This window comes from Burkholderia sp. FW306-1C-G01B (assembly GCF_058781685.1).
Window position 1 is genome coordinate 1 of record NZ_JBYSWZ010000012.1, and the last position, 18,729, is coordinate 18,729.

An 18,729-nucleotide genomic window follows, 5' to 3' on the forward strand; every position below is an offset into this window, starting at 1 on the left:
CCCTCTTCCGCGCCGCGTTTCCGTTAGCGCGAAAGAGGCGTGATTCTATGCACCTCGCTTCGATCGCGCAAGGGGTTTCGCAAAAAAATTCAAGGCCCCGCACGCTGCCGCGTGCGGGGCCCTATATAAAGAAGCAACGGGATCGTCAGACCGCGCGCACCTGGCGCGCGACGATCCCCATATAGTGATCGAGATCCGGCGTCACCTTTCCTTCTTCCTTCGCCGTATCGTCCCAGCGGCGCAGACGCAGCGCGTCCTCCGCAAACGGGCGCTGCAGGAATGCCACCGCCTCCTCTTCACTGAAGATGCCGCCCTGCAGCGCAAGGCTGCGCACCGAGTCCGGCGACAGGCCCTCGAAGTAGCCGGCGTCCGTGCGGCACAGGCAGCGCTTCGCATCGACGTGCAGCCGGATCGGCTCCAGCACCGCGTCGGAAAATAGCGGCCGTAGGAACGGTAATACGTAATACTGATGCAGATCGTCGATCCCGCGCGCACTCGGCGTCTCGCCCTGGCGATTCAGCAGATGCCCGAGGTCGTGCAGGAACGCCGCCGCAACCAGCGCTTCGTCCGCGCCCGCCTCTTCCGCCAGCAATCCGCTTTGCAACGCATGCTCGAGCTGCGTGACCGGTTCACCGCTATAGGCCACATGGCCGTGCTCGCGATACAGCCCGTGGATCTCTTCCACCGTCAGTGCCATTCGCTCACTCCCAAGGCAGCGAAAACGTCTTCAGGTTCGTGAAGCTCTTCATCGCCTCCTGAACGCCTTCCTTGTAACCGAGCCCCGAATCCTTGATCCCGCCGAACGGCGACAGCTCGATCCGGTATCCGGGTACCTCCCATACATTCACGGTGCCGACGTTCAGCTCGTTCACGAAGCGCACGACGGCCGCCGTGCTGTCCGTACAGACCCCCGACGACAGCCCGAACGCCGTTCCATTGCCAATCCGGATCGCGTCGTCGATCGTGTCGAACGCGATGACGGGCGATACGGGGCCGAAGGTCTCCTCGCGCACGATCGTCATCGACGGATCGACGTTGTCGAGGACGGTCGGCGCATACAGCGCGCCGCGCCGCACGTTGCCGGTCAGCAAGCGCGCACCCTGCGCAACCGCCTCGTCGACCCGCGCCTCGAACAGCCGCGCCGCCGCCTCGTCGATCACCGTGCCCATTTCGTTCGCGGGATCGAACGGATCGCCGTACTTCCACGCGCGCGTCTTCTCGACGAGCAACTCGGTGAACGCGGGCGCGATCGAGCGCTGCACCAGCATCCGCTTGACGGCCGTGCAGCGCTGGCCCGAGTTCCGGTACGAGCCGAGCACCGCCAGCGATGCCGCGCGTTCGAGATCGGCGTCTTCGAGAACGATCAGCGGGTCGTTGCCGCCCAGCTCCAGCACGATGCGCCGGTAGCCGGCCCGCGCGACAATCGCCTTGCCGATCGCAACGCCGCCGGTAAACGTGATCAGCGATGCATGCGGATGCGTAACGAGTTCGTCCGCGATCTCGCGCGGATCGCCGGTCAGCACCTGCAGCATCGGCTCCGGCAGCCCGGCCTCGACCAGCAGGTCGGCCAGATAGAACGCCGACAGCGGCACCTTCTCCGACGGCTTCACGATCACGCGGTTGTTGGTCGCGATCGCCGGCGCGATCTTGTGCGCAACCTGGTTCATCGGATGATTGAACGGCGTGATCGCGACGATCACGCCGTCGAGCGGCTGCCGCTGCGAGAACACGCGCCGCGCCTTGCCGTGGGGCGTCAGGTCGCACGAGAAACTTTGCGCGTCGTCACGCAGCGCCTCGACCGCCGCGAACTTCAGCACGTCGGCAACGCGGCCGATCTCGTAGCGGGAATCCCGTTTCGACAGCCCCGATTCGAGCGTGATCAGGTCGGACGCTTCCTCGGTGCGCTCGCGCAGCAGCGCGGCCGCACGTTCGAGGATCTGCGAACGCTCGTAGCGCGTAAGCTTCGGCCGGTAGGCCATCGCGTAATCGAACGCGGCGCGCACGTCGTCGACGCTGGCGAGCGGCGCGGTACCGACCCGGGCGCCCGTATAAGGATCGTCGATATCGAAGGTGCGCTCGCGCGTCGCGCGCGTGCCGCACCAGCGCAGCGCCTCGGCGCGAAACTCGGGGTGGTCTTGCCGGGGGTGGGCCATCATGTCGCGATCCGGTTCAGCACGAAATCGAACACGTCGAAGTTGCGCGGGCGACGCGCGGGATCGTCCCGCTCGACACGCCGATTGAACAGCAGCGGCACCTCCTGCTCCGACACGCCGCCATGCGAACGCAGCGGCACCGTGAGGCCCGACAGGTCGTGTTCGCGCTCGCGCGTGCCGAGCGTCATGTCGCGACGGCCGATCACGACGAGATCGCCGATCCGGTCGGCCGGCAGCTCGAAGCGTGCGGCGGCTTCCGCGTTGTCGAGCACGAGCTCGACACCGTCGAGGCCGCCGACACGCCACATCGCCTCGGCCCGGTCGACGCCCGGTGCGAGATAGACCGTCGCAAACGAGCCCAGCGCGCCGTGGTGCACGACATACGGATCGGTAATCGGCAGGATCACGCGCGCGGCCTGCGCGCCGTACCAGCCGTCGAACGCATCCTGCAGATAGATCACGTTCGGGCGGCCGGTCGCGGGATCGTGCTTCGCGTTCATCCCGTGGTCGGCCGTGAGCCCGATCGCCCAGCCAAGCGCGTCGAGCTGCGCGAGATAGCCGTCCATCATCGCGTAGAACGCGTTCGCGCCGGCGCTGCCCGGCTCGCACTTGTGCTGCACGTAGTCGGTGGTCGACAGGTACATCAGGTCGACCTGCCGCGTCTGCGCGAGCCGCACGCCGGCCGCGAACACGAATTCGGACAACGCCGCGCTGTAGACATCCGGCGACGGCAGGCCGACCCAGTCGAGCACGTCGACGATGCCGTTTTCCGCGAGATTCGCCTGCGCGGCCTTCTCGGCGGAAAAGCAGATGCCGTTCAGCTGCCAGCCAAGCAGCCGGCGCAGCTTGTCCTTCGCCGTCACGACGGCCACCCGCGCGCCGGCGTCGGACGCCGCCGCAAGCAGCGTGCCGGCCCGCAGATAGGCCGGGTCGTTCATCATCACTTCGGCGCCGCGCCCGCCGTCGGCGGCCGAATCCCAGAAATAGTTGCCGCAGATCCCGTGGACCGACGGCGGCACGCCGCAGACGATCGACAGGTTGTTCGGGTTGGTGAAGGTCGGCACGACACAATCGGCCCGCCATGCCGTGCCTTCCGCCATCATCCGGCCAATGAACGGCGCGACGCCCGCTTCCACCGCACGTTCGAGATAGGCGTACTCGCAGCCGTCGACGCAGACGACGACGGTCGGCTCGACCGGCAGCCGGTAGCGCCGGCCGTTGACGTCGACCGAGCGTCCCGCGAGATCCGGCGATGCGCCGGCCGCCGACGCTTCACCGGGACGGCGCAATGCGAACGCGGCGTTCATGATGCAGCCCGCGTGCCGCGCGGCACGCGCGCGGCGATCAGCAGCAGCGCCGCGAGCGACGCGCCGAGCATCAGCAGCGACAGCGCCGATGCCGGAAGATAATAACCACGCTCGACCTGGCCGATCACGACGATCGGCACGGTCGCGAAACCGGGCGGATAAACCGTCAGTGTGGCGCCGAGCTCGCCGAGCGACAGCGCGAAGCCGAGCGCGAGGCTCGCGCGCAGCGCCGGCACGAGCTGCGGCAGCAGCACGCGGCGCAGCACCATCGCGGGTGGCGCACCGAGGCTCGCCGCGGCTTCGCGCAGCACGGTCAGTTCCGGACGCAGCGCGGCGGCCGCGCAGCGATAGCAGAACGGCAGAATCAGCGCGAGCTGCACGAGCACGACGATCGCCGCCGAGCTCGACAGATCGAGCGGCTTCTGGTGATACGCGATCAGCACCGCGAGCCCGAGCACGACGCTCGGCACACCGTTCGGCACCATCACGAGCGCGTCGACGACCGCGCCGAGGCCGCGCCGGTCGCGCCCTTCGAGCGCAAGCGCGAGCCACAGCCCGAGGATCGTGCCGATCGCCGACACGCCGAAGCCGATTTCGAGGCTCGTCAGCAGCGCATCGTATTCCGGCGAGCCGAGCCGCTCGAACCAGCGCAGGCTGTAGCCGGCCGGCAAGATCGTGCCCGACCATTGCGTCGACACGCTCGACAGCGCGACGACGATGACGGGCAGCACGAACAGCCAGAAGCATGCGAACGCGGCCAGCGCGAGCGCGGCGCGCGACGCATGCTTGAGCAGCGCGTCGCTCCAGCCGATCTGGTGACGCGGCACGCCCTGCCCGATACGGAATTCAGCGGACATCGTTCCCTCCCGTCGCACGCCGGTTCACCCGGCGATAAACCGTATACAGCGCCAGCGACAGCGCAAGCATCACGACCGCGCCGGCCGACGCGGTCGGCAGGTCGAGATCGACGGTCGCGCTGCTGTAGATCGCGACCGGCAGCGTCACGAGCCGCGCGCTGCCGAGCACGAGCAGAATCCCGAATTCGTTCAGCGTCAGCAGGAAACACAGTACGGTGCCGGCGGCGATGCCCGGCCACGCGATCGGCAGCACGACGCGGCGCGCGAGCATCCAGCCCGACGCGCCGAGGCTGCGCGCGGCTTCGATCAGCCGCAGGTCGAGCGTCGCGAACGACGCGAGCGTCGGTCGCACGACGAACGGCGTATAGAACACGGTCTGCGCAAGAATCACGCCGCCGATGCCGAACAGGAAGTCGAGCGGCGGATTCTCGAGATGAAACAGGTGCTGCAACGCGATGCCGATCGACCCTTGCGAGCCGTACAGGAAGATCAGCGTGAACGCGACGAGGAACGACGGAAACGCGACGTACAGTTCCAGGAAGCGCGTGACGAGCGACGCGCCCGGAAACGGCTTGAAGAACAGCAGCGCGGCCAGCAGCACGCCGAGCACCGATGCGGTGCCGGCGCTCGCGAACAGCACGCCGAGCGTCGTCAGCAGCACGTTGCGCGTGTCGGGGTTGCCGAAGAAGGTCCGGTATGCGGCAAAACTCAGCCCGTGTTCGCCCGATACGCTCAGCAGTACGAGCCGCACCAGCGGATACACGACGAGCGGGCCCAGCACGACGACCGCGAGCGCGGCCAGGTGCAGGTCGCCCATGCGCTTGCGGCGCCGCGCGACGGCAGCGTGCGCGGCGGCCGACGCGAGCACGTGCGGCGGCAGGCCTGTTTCAGGGCTCGATAAGGACGACATCGTCTGCCTCGCAATGCAGGGAAACGCGCGCACCGCGCTCGGGAGCCGCGCCGCGGCCGCGTTGCATCGTGACGCGCACGGGTTCGTCGGGCGCCGCGTCGATCACGACCGCGATCGACAGGTCCGCGCCCTGCCATTCGACCGACGACACCGTGCCGTGCAGGCCGCCCGCCGCGAGCGGCATCACGGTCAGGCGCTCGGGGCGCACGCACGCGACCTTGTCGCGCACTTCGTGACGCGGATCGCCGAGCGGGAAAATCACGCGCGGCGGCAGCAGGTTCGCCGGGCCGAGATAGCGCGCGACGTAGCCATCCTGCGGCGCGTCGTACAGTTGCTGCGGCGTGCCGAGCTGCGCGATGCGGCCGTCGCGCAGCAGCAGCGCGCGGTCGGACAGCACGAGCGCGTCGTCGCGGTCGTGCGTCACGCAGACGACGGTCAGGTTCGGCAGGCGCTCGTGCAGCGCCTTCAGTTCGCTGCGCACCGATGCGCGCAGGTTGGCGTCGAGCGCCGACAGCGGCTCGTCGAGCAGCAGCACGTCCGGCTCGATCACGAGCGCGCGGGCCAGCGCGACGCGCTGCTGCATTCCGCCCGAAAGCTGCGCGGGCAGGTGGTGGCCCGCATCGCCGAGCTGCACGAGCTTCAGCGCGTCGGCGACGCGTCGCGTCACTTCCGACGACGCCATCCCGCGCGCGCGCAGCCCGAATGCGACGTTCTCGAACACCGACAGGTGCGGGAACAGCGCGTAATTCTGGAACAGCAGACCGAGATTGCGCTTGTGCGGCGGCGCATAGGTCAGGTCGCGTCCGGCAACGGTCAGCGTGCCGGTCAGGCCGTCGGCCTTCACGAACCCGGCGATGAAGCGCAGCAGCGTGGTCTTGCCGCAGCCGCTCTTGCCGAGCACGGTCAGAAATTCGCCGGCGCCGATCGACAGCGACAGATCTTCCAGCACCGTGCGTGCGCCGTAGCGCACGCTCAGGTGCTGGATCTGCACGCCGCCCGGCGCGCCGGACCGCAGCGTCGCGTGCGGTTCGGCGGCGCCGAATGCGCCGGGATGGGTCAGGGTGGTTTCCACCGGGTTCATCCTCTTGCTCGCTGATACGGGCGGCGTGCGCCGATCACTTCGGCTTGACGACGTCGAGCTGCTTGCCCGAGCTGCCGATCACGTCCTTCTTCCAGCGCTCGATCCACACCGGCTTCTTCGCCATCACCTGGGCCCAGTCGACCGGGATCAGCTTCACGCCGGCGATCGCCTTCTTGACCGCTTCGCCGTTCCTGCCTGCCAGCGGCACGTCCGTGCGGCCCGGGATGCCGTACATGTCCGGCACCTTCGACTGCACTTCCGTCGACATCAGGTAGTCGATCAGCTTCTTGCCGGCATCCTGGTTCGGGCCGCTCTTGATCAGCCCGATGCCGTACGGGAGCTGGAACGTGGTCGGCTGGTCGCCCTCCTTCGCGGCCAGGAAGATCGGCTTGACGGACAGCGCGCCGTGTTCGGCATCGTCGAGGTCCATCTGCAGGTCGCCGTTCGCGACGCTGATCTCGTTACGCGACAGCAGCACGTTCAGGTAGCCCGTGCCCTTCGTGTGGAACTTCACGCTCTGCGACAGCTTCGCGAGGTAGTCGAACGCCTTGTCCTCGCCCATCAGCGAGGTCGTCAGGATCAGCACGGCCATCCCGTCGCCGGCCGTGGCCGGGTTCGAGTACGCGACCTTGCCGGCATAGCTCGGCGACAGCAGGTCGGCGAACGTCTTCGGCTGGTTCTTCACGACGTCCGGGTTGATCGCGAACGAGAAGTAGTTGTTCACGAACGTCGCCCACGTGCCGTCCTCGGCCTTCGCAATCGCCGGCACGTTCTTGTAGTTCACGCTCTGGTACGCCTGCAGCAGGCCCATCTGGCCGGCCTGCTGAATGAACGGCGGCAGCGTGACGATCACGTCGGCCTTCGGGGAATTCTTCTCGATGTTCGCGCGGTTGACGACCTCGCCGCTGCCCGCCGTCACGATGTTGACCTTGACGCCTTCCTTCTTCTCGAAGGCCGGCAGCACATCGCGATAGAGGTTCTCGAGACCGTCCGCCGTATACAGCACGACCGCGTTTGCCGCATGCGCCGGCAGCGCGGCTCCTTGCAGCAAACCGGCGGCGCAGGCGGCCAGCGCGAGCTTGCGGAACGCGCCGGCAGCGGCGCGCGAGGAATTCTGCAGTGTCATCTCACTTCTCCGTAGGCGGAACACCAAACGGCCGGGGCATGTCCGGCACTGTCGGCCAGAGTTGGCGCTTCAGCGCTTACTCTGGCCCCATGCAAAGCTGTCGGCCAGAGTTAGCGCTTCAGCGTTTCCTCCGGCCGCATGCAAGGCCTGTTATCTCCGGGCAGGCCGATAAGCGGCCCGCCTCGCCGCCGCGCTGCGGTTGGTTTCGCGCGGCAACCGAAGGATCACAGCGTTCAATGACAAACCCGTGACGAGTGCCACAATTTCCAAAAAATGACACATTTTGCCAATATCATGCACGTCATTCAGAAATGCCGCCCGGCGTTTCGCCCGACCTTTGCTGGAGACAAACCATGCCCGACCCGATCCTGCTTACGCCCGGCCCGCTCACCACGTCCGCCACAACCCGCCACGCAATGCAACATGACTGGGGGTCGTGGGACGCCGCTTTCAACCAGCTGACGGCCAGCGTCTGCACGGACCTCGTCGCGATCGCGCGCGGCGGCGACGACTACGTGTGCGTGCCGATGCAGGGCAGCGGCACGTTCTCGGTCGAGGCCACGCTCGGCACGCTGGTGCCGCGCGACGGCGTCGTGCTCGTGCCCGACAACGGCGCGTATTGCGCGCGCATCCTGAAGATCCTCGGCCGGCTCGGCATCGACGCGATCGCGTTGCCGTTCGGCGAGGACGCGGCCGTCGACGCGGCCGCGGTCGAGGCCGCGTTCGCACGCGAGCCTCGCATCACGCACGTCGCCCTCGTGCACCTGGAGACGAGCGCCGGCATCCTGAACCCGCTGGACGCGATCGCGGCCGTATGCCGGCGGCACGGCAAGCGGCTGATCGTCGATGCGATGAGTTCGTTCGGCGCGCTGCCGATCGTGCTGGCGGACAGCGGCATCGATGCACTGATCTCGGCGAGCGGCAAATGCCTCGAAGGCGTGCCGGGGATGGGTTTCGCGATCGTGCGGCGCGACGCGCTCGACGCGAGCGAAGGCAACTCGCGGTCGCTCGCGCTCGATCTTCACGATCAATATGCGTACCTGCGCAAGACGGGCCAGTGGCGCTTCACGCCGCCGACGCACGTGATCGCCGCGCTGCGCGCCGCGCTCGACCAGTACCTCGCCGAAGGCGGCCAGCCCGCGCGCGGCGCGCGCTATGCGGAGAATTGCCGGACGCTGGTCGAATCGATGCGCGCGCTCGGCTTCGTATCGTTCCTCGACGCGGGCGTGCAGGCGCCCGTGATCGTCACGTTCCACGCGCCCGACCATCCGGCCTACGATTTCCGCCGCTTCTACGACGCGGTGCGCGACGCGGGCTTCATCCTGTACCCGGGCAAGCTCACGCAGCTCGAGACGTTTCGCGTCGGCTGCATCGGCGCGATCGATGCCGACGATATCCGGCGCGCGGTGGCGGCGATCGCGCAGGCAGTCGAATCGCTCGGCATCGCCGTGCGGCGCGCGTAACGCGCCACGCGAGCCGGGATACAAGCCGGCACACCAGCCGGCGCGCAAACAAAAAAGCCCGGCGGCCAACCGGCCGCCGGGCGAACGCACGAGATGCGCGTGGAGTGGGTGCTTACAGCTCGATCCGCTTGATGTCGCCGACGACGAAGATGTACGACAGCGCACCGACCAGCGCGATCACGCCGATGAACACGAGCGCGCCGACGAACGAGCCGGTCGACGCGACGATGAAGCCGACCACCAGCGGCGTGACGATCCCCGCGAGGTTCGCCGCGAAGTTGAAGATGCCGCCCGTCACGCCGAGCAGGCCGTCCGGCGCGATGTCCGACACGAGCGCCCAGCCGAGCGCGGCCATCCCCTGCGCGAAGAATGCGACCGACATGATCGCGATCACGGCCTCGTTGCTCTGCACGTAGTTCGCGAGAATGATCGTCGATGCGAGCAACAGGCCCGCGATGATCGGCAGCTTGCGCGCGAGGTTCGCGGACTTGCCGCGGCGCAGCAGCCAGTCGGACAAGATCCCGCCGAACATCACGCCGACCGACGCGGCGATGAACGGCATCACCGCGAAGAAGCCGATCTTCAGCCAGCCCATGTGGCGCTCGGTCGCGAGATAGGTCGGGAACCAGGTCAGGAAGAACACGAGCGTCGAATTGCCGGCGAACTGGCCGAGGCAGATGCCCGCGAGCTGGCGCTTCTTCAGCAGCTGGCCGGCCATCGCCCAGCTGAACTTCTTCTGCTCGCCCTTGCCGCCGTTGTTACCGTCCTTGCGTGCGGCGTGCACGAGACCGCCGCCCGCCTCGATATACGCAAGTTCCTCCGAGTTCGCGCCCGGATGATCACGCGGCTCGTGATAGAACTTCCACCAGACCAGGCCGAACGCGATGCCGACCGCGCCGACGACCCAGAACAGCGAGCGCCAGCCGAACGCGCCCATCAGCGCGAACAGCACGGGGCTGAAGAACGCGAGGCCGATGTACTCGCCGACGGTATAGGTGCCCGTCGCCATCGCGCGCTCGTTCTGCGGGAACCACGTCGCGACGACGCGGCTGTTGGTCGGGAAGCACGGCGCCTCCGTCACGCCGAGGCCGAGCCGGCATGCGAGCAGCGTCGCGATGCCCGGCACGAAGCCCTGCAGGAACGTGCACAGCGACCACAGCGTCATCGACCAGTAATAGGTGATCTTGCTGCCGAAGCGGTCGAGGAACAGGCCGCCGGGCACCTGCATCGCGGCGTACGTCCACGAGAACGCGGAGAACATGATGCCCATCACGGCCGCGTTGATGCCGAGTTCCTTGGTGAGCTGCGGCGCAGCCACCCCCAGCACGGTGCGGTCGAGGTAGTTGATCATCGTGCCGATCGCGAGCAGCGCGAGAATCTTGTAGCGCGCCGAGGTGCGCCGGACCGTGCCGGCCGCCTGCGCCGGCGCGGCACTCGTATGGGTGGTGTGCTGCATGGTCGTCTCCTGGTTTCTCTTTCTATAAGGGGGTCAGCGCGCGACGAGCGACTGAAAGTGATCGAACATCCGCTCGGGGTCGGGCGTGCGTCCGGTGAAGATCTCGAACGCGTCGACGGCCTGGTAGACGGCCATCCCGCCACCTGGCAGCGTGGCGCAGCCGGCCGCGCGCGCGGCGCGGATCAATTCGGTTTCGAGCGGGAAATACACGATGTCGGCCAGCCACATGCCCGCGTGGAGCAGCTCGGCCGGCAGCGGCAGGCCCGGGTGCTTGATCATGCCGGTCGGCGTCGCGTGGATCAGGCCCGTCGCGGCGCGCATCGCGGCCGCGAGATCGTCGCCGGACGGAGCGCCGCCCGACGCAACGCGCGCGGCCGGGAAGCGCTGCTGCAGCTCGCCCGCGAGCGCGGTGGCGCGCGCACCATCGACATCGAAAATCGTCAGTTCGGCCGCGCCCATCTGCAGCGCCGCATGGGCCACGGCCGCGCCCGCGCCGCCCGCACCGAGCTGGACGACGCGTTCGAGCGACGCACCGGGCAGCCCGCGGCGGAACGATTTCGCGAAGCCCGACCAGTCGGTGTTGTGGCCGATCCGCTTGCCGTCCTTGAACAGCACGGTGTTCACCGCACCGAGCGCGCGGGCATCGTCCGACAGCTCATCGAGGTGTTCGATCACGCGCTGCTTGCACGGGTGCGTGATGTTGAGACCGTTGTAGCCCATCCGCTGCGCGGCATCGAGCAGTTGCGGCAGCGCGTCGGCGGTCACGCCGAGCACGTCGAGATCGATACGCCGGTAGACGTAGCCGAAGCCCTGGCGGAATCCTTCTTCCTCGTGCATCGCGGGCGACAGCGAACCACCGATACCCTGGCCGATCAGGCCGATCAGAAACGACGGGCGGCTCATCGCGCGGCTCCCTGCGCAAACAGCGTCGACAGACGCTGCAGCGCGAACACGTAGCCTTCGGTGCCGCAGCCGCAGATCACGGCTTCGGCGACCGCCGACACATAGGAATGGTGACGGAACGCCTCGCGGCGATGCACGTTCGAGATATGCACTTCGATCACCGGCTTCGCGATCGCGGACAGCGCATCGGCCAATGCCACCGACGTATGCGTATAGGCGGCCGGGTTGATCACGATGCCGTGCGTGTCGTGACGCGCCGCATGCAGCCAGTCGATCAGTTGGTGCTCCGCGTTCGACTGGCGGAAATCGATCTCCAGCCCGAGCCCGTCGGCCGCCGCGCGGCAGCGCCGCTCGACGTCGGCGAGCGTTTCCGCGCCGTAGATATGGGGCTCGCGTGTCCCCAGCAGATTCAGGTTCGGGCCGTTCAGCACCAGCACCTTGTGCTTGCTCATGGTGATTCTGCTCCTAAAACGGGGGCGAATCGCTAGCCGGCTTCGCCCCCTGACGTCAAGATTTGGCGCTAGTGTGCGCTTGCGCAAGCGCAATGTCTTTTCGGGTTTTCGCTAATTTGTACCAACTAGTTAGTTTGTATAATCCATGTCACTTATCCAGTAAATTCGGGATATGGCGCGCGCCCGGAACTCAACGACTGGTTCATTCAGGGCCGGCTCGACCGACGCCATGCCCCGCTCATCCGCAGGAATCGCCCATGCAGCGCTCGATCGCCACCGTGTCTCTGTCCGGCACGCTCGCCGATAAGCTCGCCGCCATCCAGGCCGCAGGCTTCGACGGCGTCGAAATCTTCGAAAACGACCTCGTCTACTTCGACGGATCGCCGGCCGACGTCCGGCGCATGGCCGCCGATCTCGGCCTCGACATCGTGCTGTTCCAGCCGTTTCGCGACTTCGAGGGCGTGAGCGCGGCACAGCTCGCACGCAATCTCGATCGCATCAAGCGCAAGTTCGACGTGATGCACGCGCTCGGCACCGACCGCATCCTCGTGTGCAGCAACGTGTCGGCCGACACGATCGCGGACGACGGGCTGCTCGTCGACCAGCTCGGCGCGCTCGCCGAAGCCGCCCGGGAGGCCGGCGTGGTCGCCGCGTACGAAGCGCTTGCGTGGGGCCGCGTCGTGAACCGGTACGGCCATGCGTGGAAACTCGTGAACGCCGTGAACAGCCCGCATCTCGGCCTCGCGCTCGACAGCTTCCACACGCTGTCGCTCGACGATTCGCCGGATGCGATCGCCGAGATTCCCGGCGACCGCATCGCATTCGTGCAGATCGCCGATGCGCCGAAACTCGCGATGGACGTGCTCGAATGGAGCCGCCACTACCGCTCGTTCCCGGGCCAGGGCGACTTCGACCTCGCGCGCTTCGCCGCGCGCGTGATCGAATCGGGCTACACCGGGCCGCTGTCGCTCGAGATCTTCAACGACGGCTTCCGCGCGGCGCCGACCGCGATCACGGCCGCCGACGGCCATCGCTCACTGCTCTATCTGGAAGAACTGACACGCGCGCGGCTTGCGCAGGACGGCCGTGCGCCGGCCGCCGGCCAGCCGCTCTTCGCGCCGCCGGCGCCGCCCGCGCACGTCGGGTTCCAGTTCATCGAATTCGCGGTCGACGCGCAGGCGGCGGCGACCGTCGGCGAATGGCTTGGCAAGATGCGCTTCCGGCTCGCCGGCCGGCATCGCTCGAAGGACGTGACGCTGTTCCAGCACGGCGCCGCGTCGATCGTGCTGAACGCGGAGCGCGACTCGTTCGCCGATGTGTTCTTCCAGCGGCACGGGCTGTCGCTGTGCGCGTCGGCGTTTCGCGTCGACGACGCGAAAGTGGCATTCGAACGCGCGGCCGGCTTCGGCTACGCGCCGTTCTCCGGCCGCGTCGGGCCGAACGAGCGCGTGCTGCCGAGCGTGCAGGCGCCGGACGGCAGCCTCGAGTATTTCGTCGACGAAGCGCCGAACGCGCCGACGCTGTATGAATCGGACTTCGTGCTGACCGACATCGACGGCCCGAGCGAAGTCGGCCCGCTGACGGGCATCGACCATGTGTGCCTCGCGCTGCCGGCCGACGCGCTCGACACGTGGATCCTGTTCTTCAAGACGGCGTTCGGCTTCGAGGCCGAGCGCAGCTGGCTCGTGCCCGATCCGTACGGGCTGATGCGCAGCCGCGCGGTGCGCAGCGCCGACGGCTCGGTGCGGATCGCGCTGAACGCGTCGGTCGACCGTCATACGGCCGTCGCCGAATCGCTCGAGCGCTACCACGGCACCGGGCTGAACCACGTCGCGTTCCGCACCGACGACATCGTGAAGACGATCGCCGCGTTCGCGGCCGACGGCGTGCCGTTCCTGCGCATTCCGCCGAACTACTACGACGATCTCGCCGCGCGCTACGCACTGCCGGACGAACTGATCGACACGCTGAGCGCGCACCACCTGCTGTACGACCGCGACGAGCACGGCGGCGAATTCCTGCACGCGTATACGGAACTGGTCGACAACCGCTTCTCGCTCGAGATCGTCGAGCGGCGCGGCGGATACGACGGCTACGGCGCGGCGAACGCGGCCGTGCGGCTCGCCGCGCAGGCGCAGCGCAGGAAATAACGGAAGGACGCGAATCGGGAGTCTGGGGCAGGATCACGCCGCAGCCCGCGCCCGACTCAAAGGGCCGCATCGCGCGTGCACCATCGTGGCGAATCGAGCGGCCGAGAACCAGCCCGCGCGGCTGACCGCGGCCGGGCCGGAAGCCGCGCTCCGTATGACGTTACATACGGTAACCCGTACCGCAGCGCAGCATCCCGTCGCCCGCCACCGTTTTAAGAATCGCTTAAGTCTTCGACGGCACCATCCGCAACCAGTACCCGATGGTTATCCCGAAAAGGAGGAAAGCGATGAGCGCCGTAGAAGCACCCGCGGGCCGCCAGGCCGCGCCCCCTGCAAAGAAGACGATGCTGCGCCGCCTGCTCAGTCATCACGAAATCGCGACGCTGCTCGTGCTGCTGCATGCACCGATCGGCGCGAACGCCAAACCCGAATTGCCCGCGCTGCAGGAAGCCGGCCTCGTCGAGATGATCAAGCTCGACGCCGATACGGCCCCGAGCTTCCGGCTGACCGAAGACGGCACGGCCGTCCTGAAAGGGCTCGGCTACCGCTGAGCCGCCGTTTTCCCCGCTTCCCCGCATCGCCCCGATCCCTGCGACGCGCCGGCCCTTCCGGCGTCTCGCGTCACCCCGCCCGCTCCTGCAGCATCAACCGGTATTCCGTCGGCGTCACGCCGACCGTCGCCTTGAACTGGCGCGTGAACGCGCTGTGATCCGTATAGCCGCATAGCGCTGCGACGTCGGTCACCTTGTCGTGCGTGACGAGCAGCGCGGTGGCCGCATCGAGCCGCGTCTTCAGCAGCACCTGGCGCGGCGTCAGGTGGAACACCTTGTGGAAATAGCGTTCGAGCTGCGCGACCGACATCCCGGCCATCTGCGCGAGATGCTTCAGGTTCAGCGGCTGCACGTAGTGATCCTGGATGTGCTGGACCACGTCGGCGAGCTTGCTGTAGGCCGGATGCGATCCCTCGTGCGCCTTCAGGTCGCGCGAGATGCCCGCGAGGCCGACCACCTTGCCCGCGGCGTCGCGCAGCGGCTCCTTGCAGGTCAGGCACCAGCCCGGCTGGCGGCCCGGATACAGGTGCAGCTCGAGCTGGTCCATCAATTGCTGGCCGGCGTTGATCGTCGCCATGTCCTGCTCGAAATAGCTGCGGCCGAAGCGGCGCGGAAACACTTCGTCGGTCGTCTTGCCGAGCAGGTCGCGCTTGTCCTTGTAGCCGCAGCGCATCGCCAGCGTGCGGTTGACGAGCGCGTAGCGGCCGCTCGCATCCTTCACGAAGAACGCGACGTCCGGCAACGCGTCGAACACCGGTTCGAGCAGGCGGAAGTGCGCGAGCATCGCGCCGAAATCGGCGTTGTCGGGCTGGTAGCGCAACGTGTCGGACAGGCTCATGGGCGGTACGGCAAGCAAGGTCGTCATCCCGGCATCCGCGAAGCGAGTGGCAGATGGCGTCGATTATAGGAGCGCCCCTTCAATCGCGTCGCGCCGATCGCGGGGGCGGGCAAGCTGGCGGCAGCCGTCGCATCGCGCCGCCGATCGGCCGGCATCGGCAAGCGACATACGTTGCGCGCGCAACTACCGCGCTGCGGGTACGGCGGCCGGCCGCGAATCCGCTTGCGCCGCCGCATGCAGTCACGCATGCGCCGATGCCGACCTGCCGCATTGGCGCACCGGCACTGCGCGCCCGGATCCACCATCCTAAAAATGCGGACGTGCAGCGTCTTGGCGCGATTGCGCATTCGACGTGACGATTTCGGCATATATCAGGGTTATCGACGATATGCCGATATCGTCGCCGGCCGCGCACCGAACGCGCAAGACGCGCGCATTTTCGCTATCTAGACTTCGCTTCACGGTCACGAGACGACACCGCGCCGCTGCAGCAATCGGCGCGCACGACCCCGCCGCATCACCCGCAGCGCACGCCGATTCCGGCACAACCCGAGCTGCCAGCGGCGAGTAGGCATGGCCTTCGCATCGGCCTGCCGGCCGAACCGTCTCGCCCGGTTTACCGGCGCCGGCCCGCTAGCCGGCGGCGGCCCAACCACGCCACCAAGGGGAAGTGAAAGTGAAGCTGAAGGTATCGTACGTCGCGCTGGCTGCCGCCTGCGCACTGTCGGGCACGCACGCCATCGCCGCCGACGTCGTCAAGATCGGTTTCGCCGCACCGCTGACCGGCCCGCAGTCGAACTACGGCTCGGACATGCAGAAGGGCGTGCAGCTCGCGATCGCCGACTTCAACGCGACGCGTCCGACGATCAGCGGCAAGCCCGTCACGTTCCAGCTCGACTCGCAGGACGACCAGGCCGACCCGCGCACCGGCACGACCGTCGCGCAGCGGCTGATCGACGACAACGTCCGCGGGATCATCGGCCACTTCAACTCGGGCACGAGCATTCCGGCGTCCGACCTGTACGATCGCGCGGGGCTGCCGCAGATCTCGATGGCGACGTCGCCGCAATACACGGCGCGCGGCTACAAGACGACCTACCGGCTGCTGACGAGCGACGCGCAAGCGGGCCGCATCGTCGGCACGTACGCGGTGAAGACGCTGCGCTTCAAGCGCATCGCGATCATCGACGACCGCACGGCCTACGGCCAGGGTATCGCCGACGAATTCGCGAAGGCCGTCGAGGCGGCGGGCGGCACGATCGTCAAGCGCGACTTCACGAACGACAAGGCGCTCGATTTCTCGGCGATCCTGACCAACCTGAAGGGCGTCAATCCCGACGCGGTCTTCTACGGCGGCGGCGACGCGCAATCGTCGCCGATGATCCGCAAGATGCGCCAGCTCGGGATGAAGGCGGCGTTCGTGACGGGCGAGATGTCGCGCTCGCCGACGTTCCTGAAGGTCGGCGGCGAAGCGGCCGAAGGCGCGATCGTCTACATGGGCGGGCTGCCGAAGGAAAAGATGCCGGGCTTCGCCGGCTACGCGGCACGCTACAAGGCGCGCTTCAACGAAGACGTGATCACGTACTCGCCGTACTCGTATGACGGCACGATCGCGCTGCTCACCGCGATGAAGGACGCGAACTCGACCGACCCGAAGGTGTACACGCCGTATCTCGGCAAGGTGTCGATCAAGGGCGTGTCGGCCCCCAGCATCGCTTACGACACGAAGGGCGACCTGAAGGATGCGCCGGTCACGATCTACAAGGTCGAGCACGGCACGTTCAAGCCGGTCGATACGATCGCCGGCAACTGATACGCGCGATCTGCCCCGCGCGGCGCGGGAAGCGGCTCACCGGTCGCCCGCGCCGCGCACGCTTCGGCCGGACGTCCGAAGCCTTCCTCGGTGCGCACCCGCGCGCGCATTTCGCGCTCCTGTAGAATCCCCCCACCCGCTTTGACGCTTCGTCTGCGCCGCGCCCCATCCCGGTGCGGCGGTGCGTGTTTCGTGCCCTATCCGGCACCCTGCCCGCCTCGACGACGCAAGCCGCGCCTTGTCAGTCCATGCCGATAGCGGGCCCTGGAGACGCAGCACCGACAACAACATTCGAAAACCGATCGTCCTGACCATGCAAGCTTCCGAATTGAGCGGCGTGCCTCGCGCCGCCGAACGCGCGCTCACGCGCAGCGACTACAAGACCCTTGGCCTCGCCGCACTCGGCGGCGCCCTCGAGTTCTACGACTTCATCATCTTCGTGTTCTTCGCACCGGCGATAGGGCAGCTGTTTTTCCCGCACGACATTCCCGACTGGCTGCGCCAGTTGCAGACGTTCGGCATCTTCGCGGCCGGCTATCTCGCGCGTCCGCTCGGCGGCGTGATCATGGCGCACTTCGGCGACCTGTTCGGCCGCAAGCGGATGTTCACGCTGAGCGTGCTGATGATGTCCGTGCCGACGCTGCTGATGGGCCTGCTGCCGACCTACGACTCGATCGGCATCCTCGCGCCGGTGCTGTTGCTGCTGTTCCGCGTGCTGCAGGGCGCGGCGGTCGGCGGCGAAGTGCCGGGCGCGTGGGTGTTCGTGTCCGAGCACGTGCCGTCGCGCCATATCGGTTATGCCTGCGGCACGCTGACCGCGGGCCTCACGGCCGGCATCCTGCTCGGCTCGCTCGTCGCCGCGGGCATCAACAGCCGTTACTCGAGCGCCGAAGTCGGAGCATTCGCATGGCGCATCCCGTTCCTGCTCGGCGGCGTGTTCGGGCTGTTCTCCGTGTACCTGCGCCGCTGGCTGCATGAAACGCCGGTGTTCGCCGAGATGAAGGCGAAAAAGGCGCTCGCGGCCGAGATTCCGCTGAAGGCCGTGCTGCGCGACCACGGCCGCGCGGTGATCGTGTCGATGCTGCTCACGTGGATGCTGTCGGCCGCGATCGTCGTCGTGATCCTGATGACGCCCGCGCTGCTGCAGAAGCAGTTCCACCTGACGCCCGCGACGACGCTGTTCGCGAACAGCGTCGCGACGCTGTGCCTGACGGCCGGCTGCATCACCGCGGGTTCGCTCGCGGGCTGGATCGGCGCGAAGCGCGTGCTCGGCATCGGCGGCCTCGGGCTGGCTGCGTGCTACTACCTGCTGTTCGTGCAGGTCGCGGCGGACGCGTCGACGCTGCCGCTCTACTACGGGATCGCGGGCTTCATGGTCGGCACGATCGGCGCGGTGCCGTTCGTGATGGTCAAGAGCTTCCCGGCCGTCGTGCGCTTCTCGGGCATCTCGTTCTCGTACAACGTCGCCTATGCGATCTTCGGCGGCCTCACGCCGGTGATCGTGTCGCTGATGATGAAGTCGAATCCGCTCGCACCGGTCGTGTACGTCGCGGCGATCTGCGTGCTCGGCGCAATCGCCGTGCAGTTCTCGAAGGATGCGAAGGACGTGAAGGACGCGCACTGAACGCGGCGCACGCGCCCGTTCCATGAACAAAGGGCCGAATCCCGC

At 67.6% G+C, this 18,729-nt stretch carries 16 protein-coding genes; 5 read left to right on the forward strand and 11 right to left on the reverse strand.

Translation table 11 applies throughout. The features are described 5' to 3' along the window. Window positions 1–145: 145 nt before the first annotated feature. Genes AC3WLY_RS23080 through phnS form a run of 7 tightly spaced genes read right to left on the reverse strand, consistent with a single transcriptional unit; the run spans window position 146 to window position 7,434 of the window. Window positions 146–697, reverse strand: a complete 552-nt coding sequence (locus AC3WLY_RS23080) for a phosphonate degradation HD-domain oxygenase (protein WP_492310817.1) — start codon at window positions 695–697, stop codon at window positions 146–148. 4 nt (window positions 698–701) lie between these two features. After that, window positions 702–2,156, reverse strand: a complete 1,455-nt coding sequence (gene phnY / locus AC3WLY_RS23085) for a phosphonoacetaldehyde dehydrogenase (protein WP_175960181.1) — start codon at window positions 2,154–2,156, stop codon at window positions 702–704. Beyond that, window positions 2,153–3,460, reverse strand: a complete 1,308-nt coding sequence (gene phnA / locus AC3WLY_RS23090) for a phosphonoacetate hydrolase (RefSeq protein WP_492310818.1) — start codon at window positions 3,458–3,460, stop codon at window positions 2,153–2,155. The genes phnY and phnA overlap by 4 nt, the downstream gene beginning before the upstream one ends. Further along, window positions 3,457–4,317, reverse strand: coding sequence for a 2-aminoethylphosphonate ABC transport system, membrane component PhnV (gene phnV / locus AC3WLY_RS23095; RefSeq protein WP_175960179.1), 861 nt, complete (start codon window positions 4,315–4,317; stop codon window positions 3,457–3,459). Before phnV ends, phnA begins: the two co-directional genes overlap by 4 nt. After that, window positions 4,307–5,227, reverse strand: coding sequence for a 2-aminoethylphosphonate ABC transporter permease subunit (locus tag AC3WLY_RS23100; RefSeq protein ID WP_310136523.1), 921 nt, complete (start codon window positions 5,225–5,227; stop codon window positions 4,307–4,309). Before AC3WLY_RS23100 ends, phnV begins: the two co-directional genes overlap by 11 nt. Next, complete coding sequence (gene phnT, locus AC3WLY_RS23105) at window positions 5,205–6,308, reverse strand: 2-aminoethylphosphonate ABC transport system ATP-binding subunit PhnT (RefSeq protein ID WP_310136524.1); 1,104 nt, start codon at window positions 6,306–6,308, stop codon at window positions 5,205–5,207. Before phnT ends, AC3WLY_RS23100 begins: the two co-directional genes overlap by 23 nt. A 34-nt stretch (window positions 6,309–6,342) precedes the next feature. Then, complete coding sequence (phnS, locus tag AC3WLY_RS23110) at window positions 6,343–7,434, reverse strand: 2-aminoethylphosphonate ABC transporter substrate-binding protein (RefSeq protein WP_492310819.1); 1,092 nt, start codon at window positions 7,432–7,434, stop codon at window positions 6,343–6,345. 353 nt (window positions 7,435–7,787) lie between these two features. Between phnS and AC3WLY_RS23115 the strand changes: the two genes are divergently transcribed. Next, on the forward strand, window positions 7,788–8,897 hold the full coding sequence (locus tag AC3WLY_RS23115; RefSeq protein ID WP_492310820.1) for a 2-aminoethylphosphonate--pyruvate transaminase: 1,110 nt from the start codon (window positions 7,788–7,790) through the stop codon (window positions 8,895–8,897). Between the two features lie 112 nt (window positions 8,898–9,009). Here the strand turns inward: AC3WLY_RS23115 and AC3WLY_RS23120 are convergent, their stop codons facing one another. Genes AC3WLY_RS23120 through aroQ form a run of 3 tightly spaced genes read right to left on the reverse strand, consistent with a single transcriptional unit; the run spans window position 9,010 to window position 11,708 of the window. Then, window positions 9,010–10,353 (reverse strand): MFS transporter, encoded by a 1,344-nt coding sequence (locus AC3WLY_RS23120; protein WP_175960173.1) that lies wholly within the window; start codon window positions 10,351–10,353, stop codon window positions 9,010–9,012. 33 nt (window positions 10,354–10,386) lie between these two features. Next, window positions 10,387–11,256 carry a shikimate dehydrogenase gene (locus AC3WLY_RS23125; protein WP_175960172.1) on the reverse strand — a complete coding sequence of 290 codons (870 nt, stop codon included), beginning with the start codon at window positions 11,254–11,256 and terminating at the stop codon, window positions 10,387–10,389. After that, on the reverse strand, window positions 11,253–11,708 hold the full coding sequence (aroQ, locus tag AC3WLY_RS23130; RefSeq protein ID WP_492310821.1) for a type II 3-dehydroquinate dehydratase: 456 nt from the start codon (window positions 11,706–11,708) through the stop codon (window positions 11,253–11,255). Before aroQ ends, AC3WLY_RS23125 begins: the two co-directional genes overlap by 4 nt. 257 nt (window positions 11,709–11,965) lie before the next feature. Between aroQ and AC3WLY_RS23135 the strand changes: the two genes are divergently transcribed. Then, window positions 11,966–13,858, forward strand: a complete 1,893-nt coding sequence (locus AC3WLY_RS23135; protein ID WP_492310822.1) for a bifunctional sugar phosphate isomerase/epimerase/4-hydroxyphenylpyruvate dioxygenase family protein — start codon at window positions 11,966–11,968, stop codon at window positions 13,856–13,858. Window positions 13,859–14,145: 287 nt separating this feature from the next. After that, entirely contained in the window at window positions 14,146–14,409 is a 264-nt protein-coding gene (locus tag AC3WLY_RS23140; RefSeq protein WP_072444620.1) for a hypothetical protein, read from the forward strand. A gap of 70 nt (window positions 14,410–14,479) precedes the next feature. On the opposite strand, the gene AC3WLY_RS23145 is transcribed toward AC3WLY_RS23140, so the two are convergent. Next, on the reverse strand, window positions 14,480–15,274 hold the full coding sequence (locus AC3WLY_RS23145) for an AraC family transcriptional regulator (RefSeq protein WP_034181780.1): 795 nt from the start codon (window positions 15,272–15,274) through the stop codon (window positions 14,480–14,482). Window positions 15,275–15,923: 649 nt separating this feature from the next. On the opposite strand from AC3WLY_RS23145, the gene AC3WLY_RS23150 reads away from it, so the two are divergent. Both AC3WLY_RS23150 and AC3WLY_RS23155 read left to right on the forward strand, forming a co-directional pair. Beyond that, window positions 15,924–17,060 carry a branched-chain amino acid ABC transporter substrate-binding protein gene (locus AC3WLY_RS23150; RefSeq protein ID WP_492310823.1) on the forward strand — a complete coding sequence of 379 codons (1,137 nt, stop codon included), beginning with the start codon at window positions 15,924–15,926 and terminating at the stop codon, window positions 17,058–17,060. A 313-nt stretch (window positions 17,061–17,373) separates the two neighbouring features. Beyond that, window positions 17,374–18,684, forward strand: a complete 1,311-nt coding sequence (locus AC3WLY_RS23155; protein WP_111018963.1) for an MFS transporter — start codon at window positions 17,374–17,376, stop codon at window positions 18,682–18,684. Window positions 18,685–18,729 lie beyond the last annotated feature (45 nt).